General features: G+C 60.5%; 16 protein-coding genes and 1 pseudogene. 8 read left to right on the top strand and 9 right to left on the bottom strand.

The window, feature by feature from the left end; all coding sequences use genetic code 11:
- Window positions 1–67: 67 nt before the first annotated feature.
- Genes H097_RS23490 through H097_RS23480 form a run of 3 tightly spaced genes read right to left on the bottom strand, consistent with a single transcriptional unit; the run spans window position 68 to window position 1,109 of the window.
- Window positions 68–409: a hypothetical protein gene (locus H097_RS23490; protein WP_032862787.1), complete on the bottom strand. Its 342-nt coding sequence runs from the start codon at window positions 407–409 to the stop codon at window positions 68–70.
- On the bottom strand, window positions 406–792 hold the full coding sequence (locus H097_RS23485; protein WP_032862786.1) for a phage holin family protein: 387 nt from the start codon (window positions 790–792) through the stop codon (window positions 406–408). The genes H097_RS23490 and H097_RS23485 overlap by 4 nt, the downstream gene beginning before the upstream one ends.
- Window positions 793–794: 2 nt before the next feature.
- Window positions 795–1,109: a YqjD family protein gene (locus tag H097_RS23480; protein ID WP_029298079.1), complete on the bottom strand. Its 315-nt coding sequence runs from the start codon at window positions 1,107–1,109 to the stop codon at window positions 795–797.
- Between the two features lie 354 nt (window positions 1,110–1,463).
- On the opposite strand from H097_RS23480, the gene H097_RS23475 reads away from it, so the two are divergent.
- The gene (locus H097_RS23475) at window positions 1,464–2,672 is read left to right on the top strand and encodes an ammonium transporter (RefSeq protein ID WP_032862784.1); all 1,209 of its coding nucleotides are present in this window, start codon (window positions 1,464–1,466) and stop codon (window positions 2,670–2,672) included.
- Here H097_RS23475 and H097_RS23470 read toward each other — a convergent pair.
- Window positions 2,659–4,389 carry a monovalent cation:proton antiporter-2 (CPA2) family protein gene (locus H097_RS23470; protein ID WP_032862792.1) on the bottom strand — a complete coding sequence of 577 codons (1,731 nt, stop codon included), beginning with the start codon at window positions 4,387–4,389 and terminating at the stop codon, window positions 2,659–2,661. The genes H097_RS23475 and H097_RS23470 overlap by 14 nt on opposite strands.
- Before the next feature lie 154 nt (window positions 4,390–4,543).
- Between H097_RS23470 and H097_RS23465 the strand changes: the two genes are divergently transcribed.
- The 3 genes from H097_RS23465 to H097_RS23455 all read left to right on the top strand — a co-directional run bounded on the left by H097_RS23465 (window position 4,544) and on the right by H097_RS23455 (window position 6,131).
- Window positions 4,544–4,780 carry a glutaredoxin family protein gene (locus H097_RS23465; RefSeq protein WP_032862783.1) on the top strand — a complete coding sequence of 79 codons (237 nt, stop codon included), beginning with the start codon at window positions 4,544–4,546 and terminating at the stop codon, window positions 4,778–4,780.
- A gap of 75 nt (window positions 4,781–4,855) precedes the next feature.
- The gene (locus H097_RS23460; protein WP_032862791.1) at window positions 4,856–5,191 is read left to right on the top strand and encodes a hypothetical protein; all 336 of its coding nucleotides are present in this window, start codon (window positions 4,856–4,858) and stop codon (window positions 5,189–5,191) included.
- Window positions 5,192–5,240: 49 nt separating this feature from the next.
- Window positions 5,241–6,131, top strand: coding sequence for a pseudouridine synthase (locus tag H097_RS23455; protein WP_032862782.1), 891 nt, complete (start codon window positions 5,241–5,243; stop codon window positions 6,129–6,131).
- A 68-nt stretch (window positions 6,132–6,199) separates the two neighbouring features.
- Here the strand turns inward: H097_RS23455 and H097_RS23450 are convergent, their stop codons facing one another.
- Both H097_RS23450 and mobA read right to left on the bottom strand, forming a co-directional pair.
- Entirely contained in the window at window positions 6,200–6,421 is a 222-nt protein-coding gene (locus H097_RS23450; RefSeq protein WP_029298091.1) for a YgdI/YgdR family lipoprotein, read from the bottom strand.
- Between the two features lie 80 nt (window positions 6,422–6,501).
- On the bottom strand, window positions 6,502–7,104 hold the full coding sequence (mobA, locus tag H097_RS23445) for a molybdenum cofactor guanylyltransferase MobA (protein WP_032862781.1): 603 nt from the start codon (window positions 7,102–7,104) through the stop codon (window positions 6,502–6,504).
- A 76-nt stretch (window positions 7,105–7,180) separates the two neighbouring features.
- Between mobA and moaB the strand changes: the two genes are divergently transcribed.
- From moaB to yegS, 3 genes and pseudogenes are all read left to right on the top strand, one after another.
- The gene (moaB, locus tag H097_RS23440; RefSeq protein WP_029298095.1) at window positions 7,181–7,720 is read left to right on the top strand and encodes a molybdenum cofactor biosynthesis protein B; all 540 of its coding nucleotides are present in this window, start codon (window positions 7,181–7,183) and stop codon (window positions 7,718–7,720) included.
- Window positions 7,704–8,930 (top strand): gephyrin-like molybdotransferase Glp, encoded by a 1,227-nt coding sequence (glp, locus tag H097_RS23435; RefSeq protein WP_090291513.1) that lies wholly within the window; start codon window positions 7,704–7,706, stop codon window positions 8,928–8,930. The genes moaB and glp overlap by 17 nt, the downstream gene beginning before the upstream one ends.
- An 87-nt stretch (window positions 8,931–9,017) precedes the next feature.
- Window positions 9,018–9,942 (top strand): annotated as a pseudogene (yegS, locus tag H097_RS23430) (lipid kinase YegS); the annotation flags it as partial.
- Here yegS and H097_RS23425 read toward each other — a convergent pair.
- The 3 genes from H097_RS23425 to H097_RS23415 all read right to left on the bottom strand — a co-directional run bounded on the left by H097_RS23425 (window position 9,904) and on the right by H097_RS23415 (window position 12,240).
- Window positions 9,904–10,563: a response regulator transcription factor gene (locus H097_RS23425; RefSeq protein WP_032862776.1), complete on the bottom strand. Its 660-nt coding sequence runs from the start codon at window positions 10,561–10,563 to the stop codon at window positions 9,904–9,906. The pseudogene yegS and the gene H097_RS23425 overlap by 39 nt on opposite strands.
- Window positions 10,560–11,453 carry a sensor histidine kinase gene (locus H097_RS23420; protein WP_032862775.1) on the bottom strand — a complete coding sequence of 298 codons (894 nt, stop codon included), beginning with the start codon at window positions 11,451–11,453 and terminating at the stop codon, window positions 10,560–10,562. Before H097_RS23420 ends, H097_RS23425 begins: the two co-directional genes overlap by 4 nt.
- A 337-nt stretch (window positions 11,454–11,790) precedes the next feature.
- Window positions 11,791–12,240 carry a hypothetical protein gene (locus tag H097_RS23415; protein ID WP_032862774.1) on the bottom strand — a complete coding sequence of 150 codons (450 nt, stop codon included), beginning with the start codon at window positions 12,238–12,240 and terminating at the stop codon, window positions 11,791–11,793.
- Window positions 12,241–12,789: 549 nt separating this feature from the next.
- On the opposite strand from H097_RS23415, the gene H097_RS23410 reads away from it, so the two are divergent.
- Window positions 12,790–13,725 carry a chemotaxis protein CheV gene (locus H097_RS23410; protein WP_032862773.1) on the top strand — a complete coding sequence of 312 codons (936 nt, stop codon included), beginning with the start codon at window positions 12,790–12,792 and terminating at the stop codon, window positions 13,723–13,725.
- Window positions 13,726–14,168 lie beyond the last annotated feature (443 nt).

Genomic DNA, 14,168 nt, shown 5'->3' with positions numbered 1-14,168 from the left:
AAAAAGGCCCGGCCCCTACAGAGAGGGCACCGGGCCTGATCCATTTGCAAGAATGCAGCCAGTTGCGTCAGGGCTTGCGGGCGGCACTCTGCATGGCGAGCTTGATCAAGGGGATCAGTCCTGCACCGAGTCGTACCAGACGGGTCATGGTGCCGATTCCGCCACTCTTGGCGCCTTTACCGGTGAAAAACCCCAGCAGGGTCACCGCCGCGACGCCCCACAGCGGCGCATGCTTGATACCGAACCCGTCCTGCCAGCTCTGGCCCATGTTGCGCACCTTATGCAGGGGCAGCAGCAATTGCTGGGATTCGTGGCGAATTTCCTGGCGGTGCATTTCCATGCGCAGGCGGATCAGTGCCTTGCGCATTTCCCGTCGGGAGTTGGTTTGCGGCAGTTCAGTCAGGCTCATGGCAGCAGGCGCTCCCGGTCGTTGGCCAGCTCTTCGAGGGTGGCGTGGAAAGGCGTGGACTCATCGAATACCGCGGCCTTCAAGCGCAGCCCGCAGAACGCTGCGGCGAGTACATAAAACACGCATAGGCTGATGATCCCGGTCAGGCGATAGGTATCCCAGACCAGGATCATGACCAGCGCCGATAACCCCACCAGCAGCAACAGGGCAAACACCAGCGCCAGGCCGGCAAACAGCAGCAGGCTGACAGTGCGTGCCTTCTGTTCCTGCAACTCGATGCCGAACAGCTCGACATGGCTGTGCAGCAAGCCCAGGACAGCCGCGCCGAGGCGCCGCGAGGTGGAGCTTGGGCCCGTGGACGAGCCGGTTTCGCCATTAGACATGATTAGCGCCTTGTAGCCAGCAGGCCGATCAGAAAGCCCACGCCGGCCGCGATACCCACGGACTGCCAAGGGTTGGCCTGTACGTAGTCTTCGGTGGCGGTGACTGCCGCCTTGCCGCGTTCGCGCAAGGAGTCTTCAGTCAACTTCAGGGTTTCCCGGGCCTGCAGCAGGCTGTCGTGGATTTTCGAACGCAGTTCATCAGCCTGGTCACCAGCCAGAATCGCGGTGTCGTCCAGCAGCTTTTCGGTATCGCTGACCAGGGTCTGGAAATCTTCCATCAGTATTTCTTGAGCAGTCTTTGCCGTTTTTCTGGCCATGGTTAACTCCGTGAGTGGCTGTCTGATGCTTTTGCAGGGTTTTGGTTGAGAGTCGCCGGTATCGGTGAAGGTTCACTGCAATTGTCTGGTACAGCTTTTGCTTTGCCTTGGTGCGCGAGCCGCAAGGCTTGCGCGCAATGTGGGCGGTTTCGGCAAAAGCCTTGAAAAACCTTACCCTAAATCACTAAAACCCGTGGAAAAACCCACAAGTCACTGCCTTCTTCATCTGTCGTCGCGCCAAAGCGGTTCAAACCCTCTCAAGAAGGGTGGAACGCGTGGTGCCAATTTAGTGCGCGACCGTTGGCAATGAACTGATTTGGTGCTTTTTCCTGAACTGCAGGCCTGCCAATTCCCATGGAAAATGTGCAAAGCGCGGTGGACACCCTGGTCCACAGCTCCAATACGCTGTTTATTCTGATTGGCGCGGTAATGGTCCTGGCGATGCATGCCGGCTTCGCGTTTCTGGAAGTCGGTACGGTGCGACAGAAGAACCAGGTCAACGCGCTGTCGAAAATCCTCAGTGATTTTGCGGTCTCGACCCTGGCCTATTTCTTTATAGGCTATTGGATCTCCTATGGGGTCAGCTTTATGCAGCCGGCCGCAGTGCTCAGTGCTGACCATGGCTATGGCCTGGTGAAGTTCTTTTTCCTGCTGACCTTCGCGGCTGCCATCCCGGCGATCATCTCCGGAGGCATTGCCGAGCGTGCACGCTTTGTTCCACAACTGTGTGCCACGGCGTTGATCGTGGCGTTCATCTACCCGTTTTTCGAGGGCATGGTGTGGAATGGCAACTTTGGCCTGCAAGCCTGGTTGTTGGCGACCTTTGGCGCGACGTTCCATGACTTTGCCGGTTCCGTAGTGGTCCACGCCATGGGCGGGTGGCTGGCGTTGGCTGCGGTGCTGCTGCTGGGCCCGCGCCAGGGACGATATCGCGATGGACGCCTGGTGGCGTTCGCGCCTTCGAGCATCCCCTTCCTGGCGCTGGGCTCGTGGATATTGATCGTCGGCTGGTTCGGTTTCAACGTGATGAGTGCGCAGACCCTTTCCGGTGTGAGCGGGCTGGTGGCGGTCAACTCGCTGATGGCGATGGTGGGCGGTACCGTGGCGGCGCTGGTGATCGGGCGTAATGACCCGGGCTTCTTGCACAATGGTCCGTTGGCCGGGTTGGTGGCGATTTGCGCCGGTTCCGACCTGATGCACCCGGTGGGCGCATTGATCACCGGCGTAGTGGCCGGTGGCTTGTTCGTCTGGTGCTTTATCGCCGCCCAGGCGCGTTGGAAGATCGATGATGTGCTGGGTGTCTGGCCGCTGCATGGCTTGTGCGGTGTGTGGGGCGGGATTGCCTGCGGGATTTTCGGGCAGAGCGCCTTGGGTGGGCTGGGCGGCGTGAGCCTGATCAGCCAGTTGATCGGCACCGGCCTGGGGGTGGTGGTGGCCCTGGCTGGCGGGTTGCTGGTGTATGGCGTGCTCAAGCGCATCTGCGGCCTGCGCTTGAGTCAGGAAGAGGAGTACTACGGCGCGGACTTGTCGATCCATAAGATTGGTGCGGTCAGTCAGGATTGATCGGCGCCTGCCGGCTGTCGTCGGTGTGCTGGTAGAAACCGTGAAGCAAGCGGTAACGGTTGCGCCGCACTTCGTCGACCCGCTCGCGCACCTGCTGGTCAGGCTGGCCGAGCATGATCAGCGCGTGTGACGCGAGCATCAGGCTCGACTCCAGCAACTCGGGCACCACCTCGCTGGCTCCGGCAGCCTTCAGTTCGGTCAGTTGGCTATCGTCGCGGGTGCGCACCAGGATCGGCACCTTGTGGTTGATCCGCCGCGCTTCCTTGAGCACCACCAGCGCCACGTCTGCATTGTCCACGGCAATCACCACCAGGCGCGCACGCTCCAGGCCGACCGCGCTGAGCAAGGCGCCGCGTCGGCAATCGCCATAATGCACGCTGCTGTCCTCGGTGGCGGCTTCCTGTACGCGCTCGGGGTCATCGTCCAGGGCAATGAACGCCTGTTGTTCACGGCGCAGGAAACGCCCGATGGATTGACCAACGCGGCCATAGCCGCAGATCAGCACGTGCCCGCGCAGCTCGGCGTTGAGCGCGGTGATTGCTTCCAGTTGCACTTGCTGGTTGGGCTTGCGATGCAGGCGCAGCGCGATAGCGGGCGCGGCCCGCAGCAATAGGGGCGTCAGCAGCATGGAGCAGAATGTCGCCGCCAGCAGCAGGCTGCTGATTTTGCCTGGCAGCATATTGCTCAGTTGCATCTGCGCCATCAATGCAAAGCAGAATTCACCACCCTGGGCCAGGGCCAGGCCGCTGCGCCAGGCGGTTTCGCTGTCGCTGCCGCGCAGCTTGACCAGTGCGGCAACGACGCAACCCTTGATCAGCATCAGCGCGAGGGTCAACCCGAGGATTTGCAGGCTGTGACTGAGGAACAGCTGCAGGTCGATCAGCATGCCGATACTGACAAAAAACAGCCCCAGCAGGATGTCGCGAAACGGCCGGATATCTGCTTCGATCTGGTGCCGGTAATGACTTTCCCCCAGCAACATGCCCGCCAGGAATGCGCCGAGGGCTGGCGACAGGCCCAGCAGGTGCGTCAGCCAGGCCGTAAGCAGCACGATCACCAGGGCCAGCAGCACGAACAGCTCCGCCGAATGTGAGGCGGCCACTTCGTGAAACAGGCGCGGCAACAGCCAACGGCTGGCGAGCAGCAGGCCGAGAAACAGCACCACGGTCTTGCCCAGGGTCAGGGGCAGCGCCCAGTACCAGGCTTGTTCGCTGCTACCGGCGAACACCGGTACCAGGGTCAGCAACAGTACCGCGACCACGTCCTGGAACAGCAGCACGCCAATCGCATTCTGCCCATGACTGCTGAAAATCTCCCCCAGGCTGGTCAGCTCCTTGCTCACAATGGCAGTCGATGACAGGGCCAGACCGGCCCCTAGCAGCAACGCGGCCACCGGCGACATGCCTATCAACAGCAGCAACCCGCCCAGCAATACCGAGCAGCACAGTACCTGCAGGCTGCCCAGGCCAAACACCACCCGGCGCAGGGTGAGCATCTTGGACAGGGAAAACTCCAGGCCCAGGGAAAACAGCAGGAATACCACCCCCAGTTCGGCGAGGTCTGGCAGGTCTTCGCTGTCATTGACCCAGTCCAGGGCCGTTGGCCCGACGGCCAGGCCCACGCACAGGTAGCCGAGCACCGGCGGCAGCTGCAGCCGGCGAAACAGCGCAATGACCACCAGGGATGAGGCAAGAATGATCAGCAGGTTGGCAAACACAGACATCTCCGTCGGGGTGTTGCGGGAAAAAAGCCGCGAGAATCGCTGAATCAGTTATAGGCCATGGTGATCTGGATCAGGTGTTTGTCGCGACTTGGCGAGGTTTTTCCGACGGCCTAGAATGAACGCCTGTTTTCTATCGGGTCTGTTCATCATGCCTCCTGAATGCCAGCTGTTCGGCACCTTGGCCTGCCACCTTTGCGAGCTTGCCGAAGAAGAAATCATGCCGTTGGTCGAACACGGACTGTTGGTTGAGCTGATGGATATCAGTGAATCCGAAACCCTGTTCGAAGCCTATGGCCTAAGGATTCCGGTACTGCGCCGGGTAGATACCGGGGCGGAACTGGATTGGCCTTTCGACACTGAGCAAGTGGTTGCCTTTCTACGTTAGCGCTAATCCCATGGCAGGTTGCCGATTATTCGGTTACTGTATGTTTGTACAGCGATTGAGTGAGAGGGAATGCCCGTGGTGAATGTTGAACAATTGAAAAGCAGCGTCAACCGCATGTCCGTCGATATTGTGCGCGATGCTGTGAATGAGCTGCGGCTCGATGGCCTGGTCACGGAAGGCAAGACGCCGTTCAACAAAGTGCATTTCAATACCTGCTTTGCCGAAATCGAGGCGCTGTTCCAGCGAGCCGGCTATCACAAGCAACTGGATGTGGTGGGTTACCAGGGTTTGCTGTATGCACTCTATGACCCTGGCCGCTGGGAGGCAGTGGATGTACTGCGCTGGCTCAAGGAGTTCACCGAGGCGGCCAGTGCCTCACCGGTACTGCGGGCCGAGTTGGTCAAGGCTTGAGAATTTGGGGGATAATGCCCCCTTGGTTTTTCAAGTCTTGAGTGTGTGCATGTCCGATACCGGTTTTTCCGCGGCCCAGAACCAAGCCAGTACGTTGTACCTGCCACCTGGCTCTTGGGCGACGGTGCTCGATTGTCTGTGCGGGCACTTTCGTGCCATCGGCCGTGAGCAGTGGCTGGACCGTATTGCCCGTGGTCGGGTGCTGGATGGCAATGGCCAGCCCATAGGCGTGGACCTGGCCTACAAGGAAGGCTTGCGCATCCACTACTTTCGCGAAGTGCCGGATGAAAAACCGATCCCGGTGCAGGAGACCATCCTGTACGCCGATGAGCATCTGGTGGTGGCCGACAAACCGCATTTCCTGCCCGTCACTCCCGCCGGCGAATACGTCGAGCAGACGCTGCTGCGCCGCTTGATCCGCCGCCTGGATAACCCGTCACTGGTACCGCTGCATCGGATCGATCGCCATACCGCTGGGCTGGTGCTGTTCTCTGCCAACCCACAAAGCCGCTCGGCGTATCAGCAACTGTTCCCCACCCGTCAGATCGATAAATTCTACGAAGCCATTGCACCAGCCTTGCCTGGGCTGACATTTCCGTTAGTCCACAAGAGCCGTCTGGTCGATGGCGAGCCGTTTTTCCGCATGCAGGAAGGGCCCGGTGTGAGCAACACGGAAACGGCAGTGCAGGTGCGTGAGAAGAACGGCGACCTGTGGCGCTATGGCCTGTTTCCGGTGACGGGCAAGAAGCATCAACTGCGCGTGCATATGACGGCGCTGGGTGCGAGTATCTGCAATGATCCGTTTTACCCCCAGGTTATCAAGGATGCCGTGGATGATTACGCCAACCCGCTCAAGTTGCTGGCCCAGGGTGTACGGTTTATCGACCCGGTGACGGGCGAGGAGCGCAGTTTCAGCAGCAGGATCAAGCTTGAGTGGTGATGTTTGCCACACGCCAGATACAACAAAGCCCGCTCAAAAGCGGGCTTTGTTGTATCTGGCGTTAAGACTTACAGGTCTTTAACGGTGCGAACCTGATCCTTGTTGATGCGGGTGCGCTTGCCATCCAGTTGTTCGAATTCGTAGAAGCCCGAATCCTGATCGAATTTAGGGGTATCGACAGCCTGGATTTCGCGACCGTCATTCAGGGTGATCACTGTTGGCGAGGCGCAACCGGCGAGGGTAGCAAGGCCCAGTGCAAGCATGAGAGCGGCGATGGTCCGTTGGGTCATGAGTCTTCTCCGAAAGTAATGCTGTATTGAGTTCTGACCTTGTGACGTGTGCAACGTCGGCAAAGTTCCTTGTCTAGCGCTCATTCTGACACGCTAGGGCGTGGGTGCAACAACTCTGGCGTATTGAGGTTGGCCAGGCGTGGGTCGTTTTCTGCGCAATCGAGCGCCTGTGCCCCCAGTTTCAGCAGGATCTGGCGCGGGCTGCGCTCTGCAGCCAGCCAGGCGTTTTCTACCGCCTCGCGCAGATGCGTCGGTATGACGCAGAGCAAGGGTTCCCAGAACGCGCCGTGGCGGATCATCACCGGCACCTGTGGGTGTTGCCGTGCGGTTTCGAGCAGGTCGGCCAGCAGTTGCCCATCGATGTGCGGCACATCACAGGGCAACACCAGTAAGTGCTCATGGCGTGCGGCAGTCAGCCCGGCGCGGATGCCGGCCAAGGGGCCGGGGAAGTCTGCACTGTCGTCACTGACCAACTGGTCGCCATAGGGGGCGTACTGCGCCTGATTGCGGTTGCAGGAGATGATCAGGTCGTCGGTCAACGGCCGCACCAACTGGTGCAGATGGGCAATCAGTGGTTGCCCGTGCCAGTCGAGCAGGCCCTTGTCCAGCCCGCCCATGCGCTGGCCGCGACCGCCGGCCAACAACAGAATCGAGCAGGGCAGGGGCGAAGAATTGAATGGCATGACGGCTCCGCAGGGGCAGTGAAATAGGGGGCTGTGATATAACATCGGGCTGTTCCTTCGACAACCGGACCGAGCCATGAAAGCCAAGGCTGATGCGCCTTTCGTACCTCTGAACATCGCTGTACTGACCGTCAGCGACACCCGTACCCTGGAAACCGATACCTCCGGGCAGGTCTTCGTCGACCGCCTGCTCGCGGCGGGCCATCGCCTGGCCGAACGGGTACTGCTCAAAGATGACCTCTACAAAATCCGTGCGCAAGTGGCGCACTGGATCGCCGAGGATGTGGTGCAAGTGGTACTGATCACCGGCGGCACCGGCTTCACTGGTCGCGACAGCACCCCGGAAGCCGTCAGTTGCTTGCTGGACAAGCAAGTGGACGGGTTTGGCGAGCTGTTCCGGCAGATATCGGTCGCCGATATCGGCACCTCCACCGTACAGTCCCGCGCCTTGGCCGGCCTGGCCAATGGCACCCTGGTGTGCTGCCTGCCGGGCTCCACCAATGCGGTGCGTACCGGTTGGGACGGGATCCTCGCCGAACAGTTGGATGCGCGCCATCGCCCGTGCAATTTCGTGCCGCACCTCAAGCTCGCCGAACCGTGTGAATCTCGTGGATAAGCCCGGCAAAACCGGTGCGTTGATGCCCGTAGAAGAGGCCCTTGAGCGGCTGTTGAGCATGGCCGAGGCTGCGCCGATCCGTGAGCAGGAACACCTGCCCTTGGCCGAGTGCGACGGGCGCGTGCTGGCCGAGGCGCTGGTGTCCACCCTCGACCTGCCGCCCTGGCCCAACAGTGCCATGGATGGCTACGCCTTGCGCACCGCCGATTGGGCGGGGGAACCGCTGGTGGTGAGCCAGCGCATCTTCGCCGGCCAGGCCCCTGAGCCCTTGGCGCCAGGTACCTGTGCGCGGATTTTCACCGGAGCCCCGGTACCCGAAGGGGCCGACTGCGTGGAAATGCAGGAAAACGCCGAGGTGCAGCCCGATCAGCGCGTGAGCTTTACCCAAGCGCTGCACCTAGGGCAAAACATCCGCCCCAAAGGCCAGGAGACAACTGTCGGTGAAGAAGTCCTGGCTGCCGGCACGCGTCTGGGGCCGATTGAACTGGGCCTGGCAGCCTCCTTGGGGCGCGACCGACTGCCTGTGGTGCGCCGCGTGCGTGTGGCGGTGTTGTCGACGGGCGACGAGTTGATCGAGCCGGGCCTGCCGTTGGGGCCGGGGCAGATCTACAACAGTAACCGCCGAGTATTGTGCAGTTGGTTGCAACGCCTGGGCTGCGAGGTGATCGACGCCGGTATCTTGCCCGATGACCTGGAGTTGACCCGTACCCGCCTGGGCGCACTGGGTGCGGTGGATTTGATTCTGTCCACCGGCGGTGTCTCGGTGGGGGAGGCCGACTTCCTCGGTATCGCTCTACGCGAGGAGGGTGAGCTGGCCTTGTGGAAGCTGGCGATCAAGCCTGGTAAACCGCTGACATTCGGCCATTTTCGCGGTGTGCCGGTGATCGGTCTGCCGGGGAATCCGGCGTCCACCCTGGTCACGTTCTCCCTGCTGGCACGGCCCTACCTGCTGCGCCGCCAGGGTGTCGAAGCGGTGCAGCCCTTGCGTTTCGAGGTGCCGGTGGGATTCGTCTGGGCCAAACCGGGCAATCGTCGCGAATACCTGCGCGGGCGCCTTGAGCAAGGGCGGGCGGTGATCTACCAGAACCAGAGTTCCGGTGTATTGCGCAGTGCCGCCTGGGCCGAGGGTTTGGTAGAAGTTCTGGAAGGCACCACATTGGCCATCGGTGACCGGGTGAACTTCATTCCCCTGAGTGAACTGCTGGGCTGAAGAATTAATTGACAGCCCAATGGCTTTTTTCCGCTTGCCGAAGGTCAACATCCCTCAGGTCCCCTGCAACGATAGGAGCTTCACCCCATGAGCACACCCAAGACACTGCTGATTCTGCACGGCAAGCAAGCCCTCAATGAAGACGTGCGGGCGGCAGTGCAAGGTAAGCGTGAGCAGGGCTGGGAGCTGGCGGTTCGCGTCACCTGGGAGGGCGGCGATGCCCAGCGCCTGGTGGGCGAGGCGCTGGAGGCCGGTTACACACGCCTGATCGCGGGTGGCGGCGACGGCACGTTGCGCGATGTGGCCGAGGCCATGGCCCGCGCCAAGACTGACGCCAGCCTGGTGTTGATGCCCCTGGGCACCGCCAATGATTTTGCCCGTGCGGCCGGTGTGCCGCTGGAGCCGCGCCTGGCCCTGGAACTGCTGGACGTTGCACCGCACGCCATTGACCTGGGGGAAGTGGGCGGGCAGGTTTTCCTCAACATGGCTACCGGCGGCTTTGGCAGCCAGGTCACGGCCAACACCTCCGAGGATCTGAAAAAGGTGCTGGGCGGCGCGGCCTACCTGTTTACCGGCCTGTCGCGTTTCAGCGAGTTGCGGGCGGCCTACGGGGAACTGGTGGGGCCGGACTTTCATTGGCGCGGTGAGTTGCTGGCGCTGGGGATCGGTAACGGTCGCCAGGCCGGTGGCGGGCATGAACTGTGTCCGGGCGCGCTGGCCGATGATGGTTTGCTGGATATCAGCATTCTGCCGGCGCCTCAGGAAGTGGTCGGCACCTTGCGCAGCCTGATGACCGACGGCTGGGGCCTGGACAACCTGTTTGTGCGGGCACGCCTGCCGTGGGTGGAAATCAAGGTGGCCGAAGGGCTGGATATCAACCTCGATGGCGAACCGCTCAAAGGCAATGATCTGCACTTTCGTGCCTTGCCCAAGGCTCTGCAGGTGCACTTGCCGTTGGACTCACCGTTGCTGGCTAATCGTCCAGGCTGATGATCTGCTCGCGCACGGCAAACAGCACCAGGCCGGCGACATCGAAAATCTGCAGGCGCTTCATGATTTGCGAGCGGTGAGCTTCCACGGTCTTGATGCTCAGGCCCAGGCCGTGGGCAATCTCCCGGGTGGACTTGCCGCGCACGATCAAGCGCAGGATTTCCAATTGGCGTGCGGTCAGGTTGTGGCGCTGCACCGGCTGCGTGGTTTGCGACTGGCTGTGGATCAAGGCCTGGTTGATCACCGTGTGCGCGATGGCCGGGCTCAGGTAGCGCTCGTTATTGCGCAGGGCCAGCAACGCATGCTCCAGCTCGTTGGCGGTGGTGTCCTTGAGCAGGTAGCCGTGGGCGCCTGACTCCAGGGCACGCATGATCAATTGCGGGTCGGTGTGCATCGAGAGGATCAGCACTTTGCTCTTGGGGTAGGCGTGCTTGAGTTGCTGCAACGCATCCAGGCCGCTGGTGTGTTTCATCGACAGGTCCAGCAGGACGATATCGGGCTGCAAGGCAGTAAATTGTGCCAGCACCTGCGCGCCATCATTGGCTTCGCCGATCACGGCGTAGCCGGGGATATCGAGGATCAGCGCACGCACGCCGGCCCGGATCAGTGCGTGGTCATCCACCAGGAGTAAATTGCAGGTCACTCTAAAACCTTAGGCGGACTGGCCCGTTCGAGGGCGCGGGGCGCCCAGGGGAAAAGCGCCTCGATCCGTGTCCCGAAGCCGGGTTGGCTCCTGACAGACAACGTGCCTCCCAGTTGATCAATGCGCTCGGACATGCCCGCCATGCCTCGTTGCCCCTCCAGGCCGGGGTCGGTAGCGGGCGAGAATCCCTGGCCGTCATCACTGATAAACAGCGACAACCCCTGGGGCAGGCGTTGCAGGCGCACCAGCAGGTTGCGTGCCTGGGCATGGCGCAGCATGTTGGTCACGGCCTCCTGGGTGATACGAAAGGCCGCCACCGCCATCTCTTCCGGAATCCCGGCCAGGCGTTGCTGGCATTCCAGGCTCCAGTGCACAGGAGTGTTTTCCAGGGTCTTGAGCAGGTGCGCGCGCAGGCTTGCTTCCAGGCCCAGGCTGGCCAACTGCCGGGGGTTGAGAATGGCCGAGACGTCGCGCACCTTGGCCAGGGTTTCGTTGAGGGTGTTACACAGCACAGTGCACTGCTCCTGCAACTCTGCCGGCAGGCGACGCTGGAGCCAGTCGCCTTGCAGCTTGGCGGCGGTCAGCAGTTGGCCGATATCGTCATGCAGCTCGCGGCTGAGGCGATGGCGCTCGTTTTCCTGGACTTGCAACAGGCGGTCGGCCAATTCCTGGGGTTGAAACTTGATGGACTTGCGCGAGCGCCAACGCTGCAGGCCAACGGCGGCCAGGATGGCCAGGTTGAGCAGTAGCAGGAGTATCGGCAGCGGAGCCTGGTGGGCATATACCCACAGGCTGACAAGGGTCGCGCACAGGCACAGGCCAAGCGTGATCCAGCGAGTACTGCTTCGGGATCCGAACCTGGCGATAAGTGACTTGGGGCTGGTGTACATAGCAGATGGAGCCGATGGGTGTTCGCTGCGGGTAGACCGGTCACGACCGCTGACTGGGCTCTGTTTGAAAAGCATATTGAGTCTGATAAGAGTTCGAAGGCGTTCTCGGGGTTTTTACAGCATGCCGGTCAGCCACTTCGAACGCGGCAATAGTACCATCAACAATTACCGCTGGTCGCCTGGAACGGTGCTTAGTTCAACGATGTCTAGTTGTATTATTAATTTTGTCTTGCATCGTTATTACCAATGCTGGTTCATTGATAGTTGGCTGGCTAAATACCTCCTCGGGCACTAGTTGGGCACCCGCTGGCATGCCCGGATTAACCGCGAGGCCGGTTCAGGAGGCGTGGGGCACGGATTGGCGATAGGCGCTGCCAATGTCCTTCTGTGGGATCTGCCGGGCGACGGTTTCAATCAGCGTGGTTTGTTCCGCTTCATCCAAGCTGAGCTTGCCGGTCTTGATATCGATCAATTCCAATTGCCAGGCCAGTAATGTCAGGCAGTCATGCAGGGCTGAGAGCGCCGCATCGTGCAGTTGCACCGGGTTTTGGGCATTGCTGATCAGGACCTGGATATGTCGGGAAAAATTGCCGATGACCTCCAGCGCCATGGCGTCGGCTTTCTCGGCCAGTCGGGTCAGGCTGTTTTTCATGCAGTCGATGGCATCGTTGTCGTTGCGGATCAAATGCAGGTGGCTCAAGCATTCCTCCGACTTGGCCAGCAGCATTTCGGCCTCCAGAAGGAACTCGGGAAGTGCATCTTGCCACTCTTTACCGTCGTTCATCATGAAAGTCTCCACAACATACGGTCAGATAGTGAGATGTAGTACTGGCGTAATAGCTGCAAACTAGCGCCGAAATATGACCGGAATCTGTAGTTCGTTTCTGATTTTTTAGTAGTACTTTTATTTGGCTGATGAGCGTCGTGACTGCTGGCGCTGCTTGCAGTAGAAACATCCAGAGGCATTCGCATCACTTCGATTGCCCAGGTGTTAATGCCTGGAAGGCCCTTGGGCCGTGGGCTTGCGATAGCAAACAAAAGCCTGACTCCATTCATGCAATGAGAATGGCGTCACATTAATGGCTATTGGATATCGCGAATATCAGGTTGGACCCGATTGTGACTAGGGGAATCCCCTATGGCGTGGAACCTAGTGGTGTTTTGAGAGTCGCGCGTGGCTGACGGGCTGGCAGTGAGATGACTTCAGTAAAGCATGATGTCAGTGTGACATCAATGCATTTGCGTGGCATTTTAGCGGGGGTCAAGGTCTGGCACTGTTTGCCGATAACCTCTTCCAGTAAGCAGCAAATCTTTCAGCGCACCCCAGGAGTCTTCAATGGCCGGCATTCTCGACACGGTAGATCAACGCACGCAATTGGTGGGTGAGAATCGCCTGGAGATCCTCATGTTTCGCCTGGCAGGGCGCCAGCTGTTCGCGATCAACGTGTTCAAGGTGCAGGAAGTCCTGCAATTGCCCAAGCTGACGCTGATGCCCCAGCGCCACCCGTTTGTCTGCGGTGTGGTCAACCTGCGCGGCCAGACCTTGCCGGTGATCGACCTGTCCCAGGCCATCGGCATGCGCCCGCTGGTGCCGGGGCCTAACAGCACCATTATCGTTACTGAGTACAACCGTTCGGTACAGGCCTTCCTGGTGGGCGGCGTAGACCGCATCGTCAACATGACCTGGGAGTCGATCCTGCCGCCACCAGCCAGCGCCGGGCGCCAGCACTACCTCACGGCGATCAGCAAGGTGGATGAGCAGTTGGTCGAGATCATCGACGTGGAAAAAGTCCTTGCCGAGATCGTGCCCTACAACGCCAAGGTCTCCCGGGAAAAGCTCGAAGACCCAGTGCTCGAACGGGCCCGTGGCCGCGAAGTGCTGTTGGTGGATGACTCCAATGTGGCTTTGTCGCAACTGCGCGACACCCTGGGGCAACTGGGGGTCAAGATGCATATCGCCAGCGATGGCCTCAAGGCGTTGAACATGCTCAAGGCGTGGGCGGACAGCGGTGTGGTGATGACCGACAAACTGTTGATGATCTTCACCGATGCCGAAATGCCCGAGATGGACGGCTACCGCCTGACTACCGAGATCCGTAACGACCCGCGCCTGCGCGGTCTCTATGTGGTGCTGCACACCTCGTTGTCTGGCAGCTTCAACGACTCGATGGTGAAGAAGGTCGGTTGCGACAACTTCCTCTCCAAGTTCCAGCCCGACAAACTGGTGGATGTGGTGCGCCAGCGCCTGATGCTGGATGAAGTCCCGGCCTGATCCCCAGCCCTGTGGGAGCTGGTTTGCCGGCGATGGCCATGAGTATCTACACAACTCTCTAATACTTCTGGGCTCTGGGCTCTGGGCTCTGGGTTTTGGGCTGGTGCAGGGGACATATCCATTGCTGCGGTAACGGCGGCTAATGGTTCCGCTTTTACAGCGGCTCACTTTTGAAGAGCGCAAAAGTAAGCAAAACGCTTTTGCCCCACCACTCGGTGCCTCGCCTAGGCTCGGCATGCCCGCAGTCAGGCATTGCTCCGTGGGCCCGCCGCGATCGGCCATCCATGGCCGTGTCGCGGCTACCCCGGCATCCTGCCGGGGTGCCCACTGCGCAATACCTGTCTGCGGCCATCGTGGTTTAACGGGGCGCCTAAGATCAAAATCACAAGCAAAGCGAGGCGGCCTGACAGCCGACCTGATCGTCGAATCGTGCGCGTACCCCT

This window comes from Pseudomonas sp. FH4, from assembly GCF_000510915.2.
GTDB classification, from domain to species: domain Bacteria; phylum Pseudomonadota; class Gammaproteobacteria; order Pseudomonadales; family Pseudomonadaceae; genus Aquipseudomonas; species Aquipseudomonas brenneri.
Note: the sequence above shows the minus strand (reverse complement) of the source record. Positions and strands in the feature narration are given on the sequence as shown.

Bases quoted from the DNA above. Each gene is read 5' to 3' on its own strand.
- H097_RS23490 (WP_032862787.1), bottom strand. From the start codon at position 409: ATGAGCCTGACTGAACTGCCGCAAACCAACTCCCGACGGGAAATGCGC.
- H097_RS23485 (WP_032862786.1), bottom strand. From the start codon at position 792: ATGTCTAATGGCGAAACCGGCTCGTCCACGGGCCCAAGCTCCACCTCG.
- H097_RS23480 (WP_029298079.1), bottom strand. From the start codon at position 1,109: ATGGCCAGAAAAACGGCAAAGACTGCTCAAGAAATACTGATGGAAGAT.
- H097_RS23475 (WP_032862784.1), top strand. From the start codon at position 1,464: ATGGAAAATGTGCAAAGCGCGGTGGACACCCTGGTCCACAGCTCCAAT.
- H097_RS23465 (WP_032862783.1), top strand. From the start codon at position 4,544: ATGCCTCCTGAATGCCAGCTGTTCGGCACCTTGGCCTGCCACCTTTGC.
- H097_RS23455 (WP_032862782.1), top strand. From the start codon at position 5,241: ATGTCCGATACCGGTTTTTCCGCGGCCCAGAACCAAGCCAGTACGTTG.
- H097_RS23450 (WP_029298091.1), bottom strand. From the start codon at position 6,421: ATGACCCAACGGACCATCGCCGCTCTCATGCTTGCACTGGGCCTTGCT.
- mobA (WP_032862781.1), bottom strand. From the start codon at position 7,104: ATGCCATTCAATTCTTCGCCCCTGCCCTGCTCGATTCTGTTGTTGGCC.
- moaB (WP_029298095.1), top strand. From the start codon at position 7,181: ATGAAAGCCAAGGCTGATGCGCCTTTCGTACCTCTGAACATCGCTGTA.
- H097_RS23420 (WP_032862775.1), bottom strand. From the start codon at position 11,453: ATGTACACCAGCCCCAAGTCACTTATCGCCAGGTTCGGATCCCGAAGC.
- H097_RS23415 (WP_032862774.1), bottom strand. From the start codon at position 12,240: ATGATGAACGACGGTAAAGAGTGGCAAGATGCACTTCCCGAGTTCCTT.
- H097_RS23410 (WP_032862773.1), top strand. From the start codon at position 12,790: ATGGCCGGCATTCTCGACACGGTAGATCAACGCACGCAATTGGTGGGT.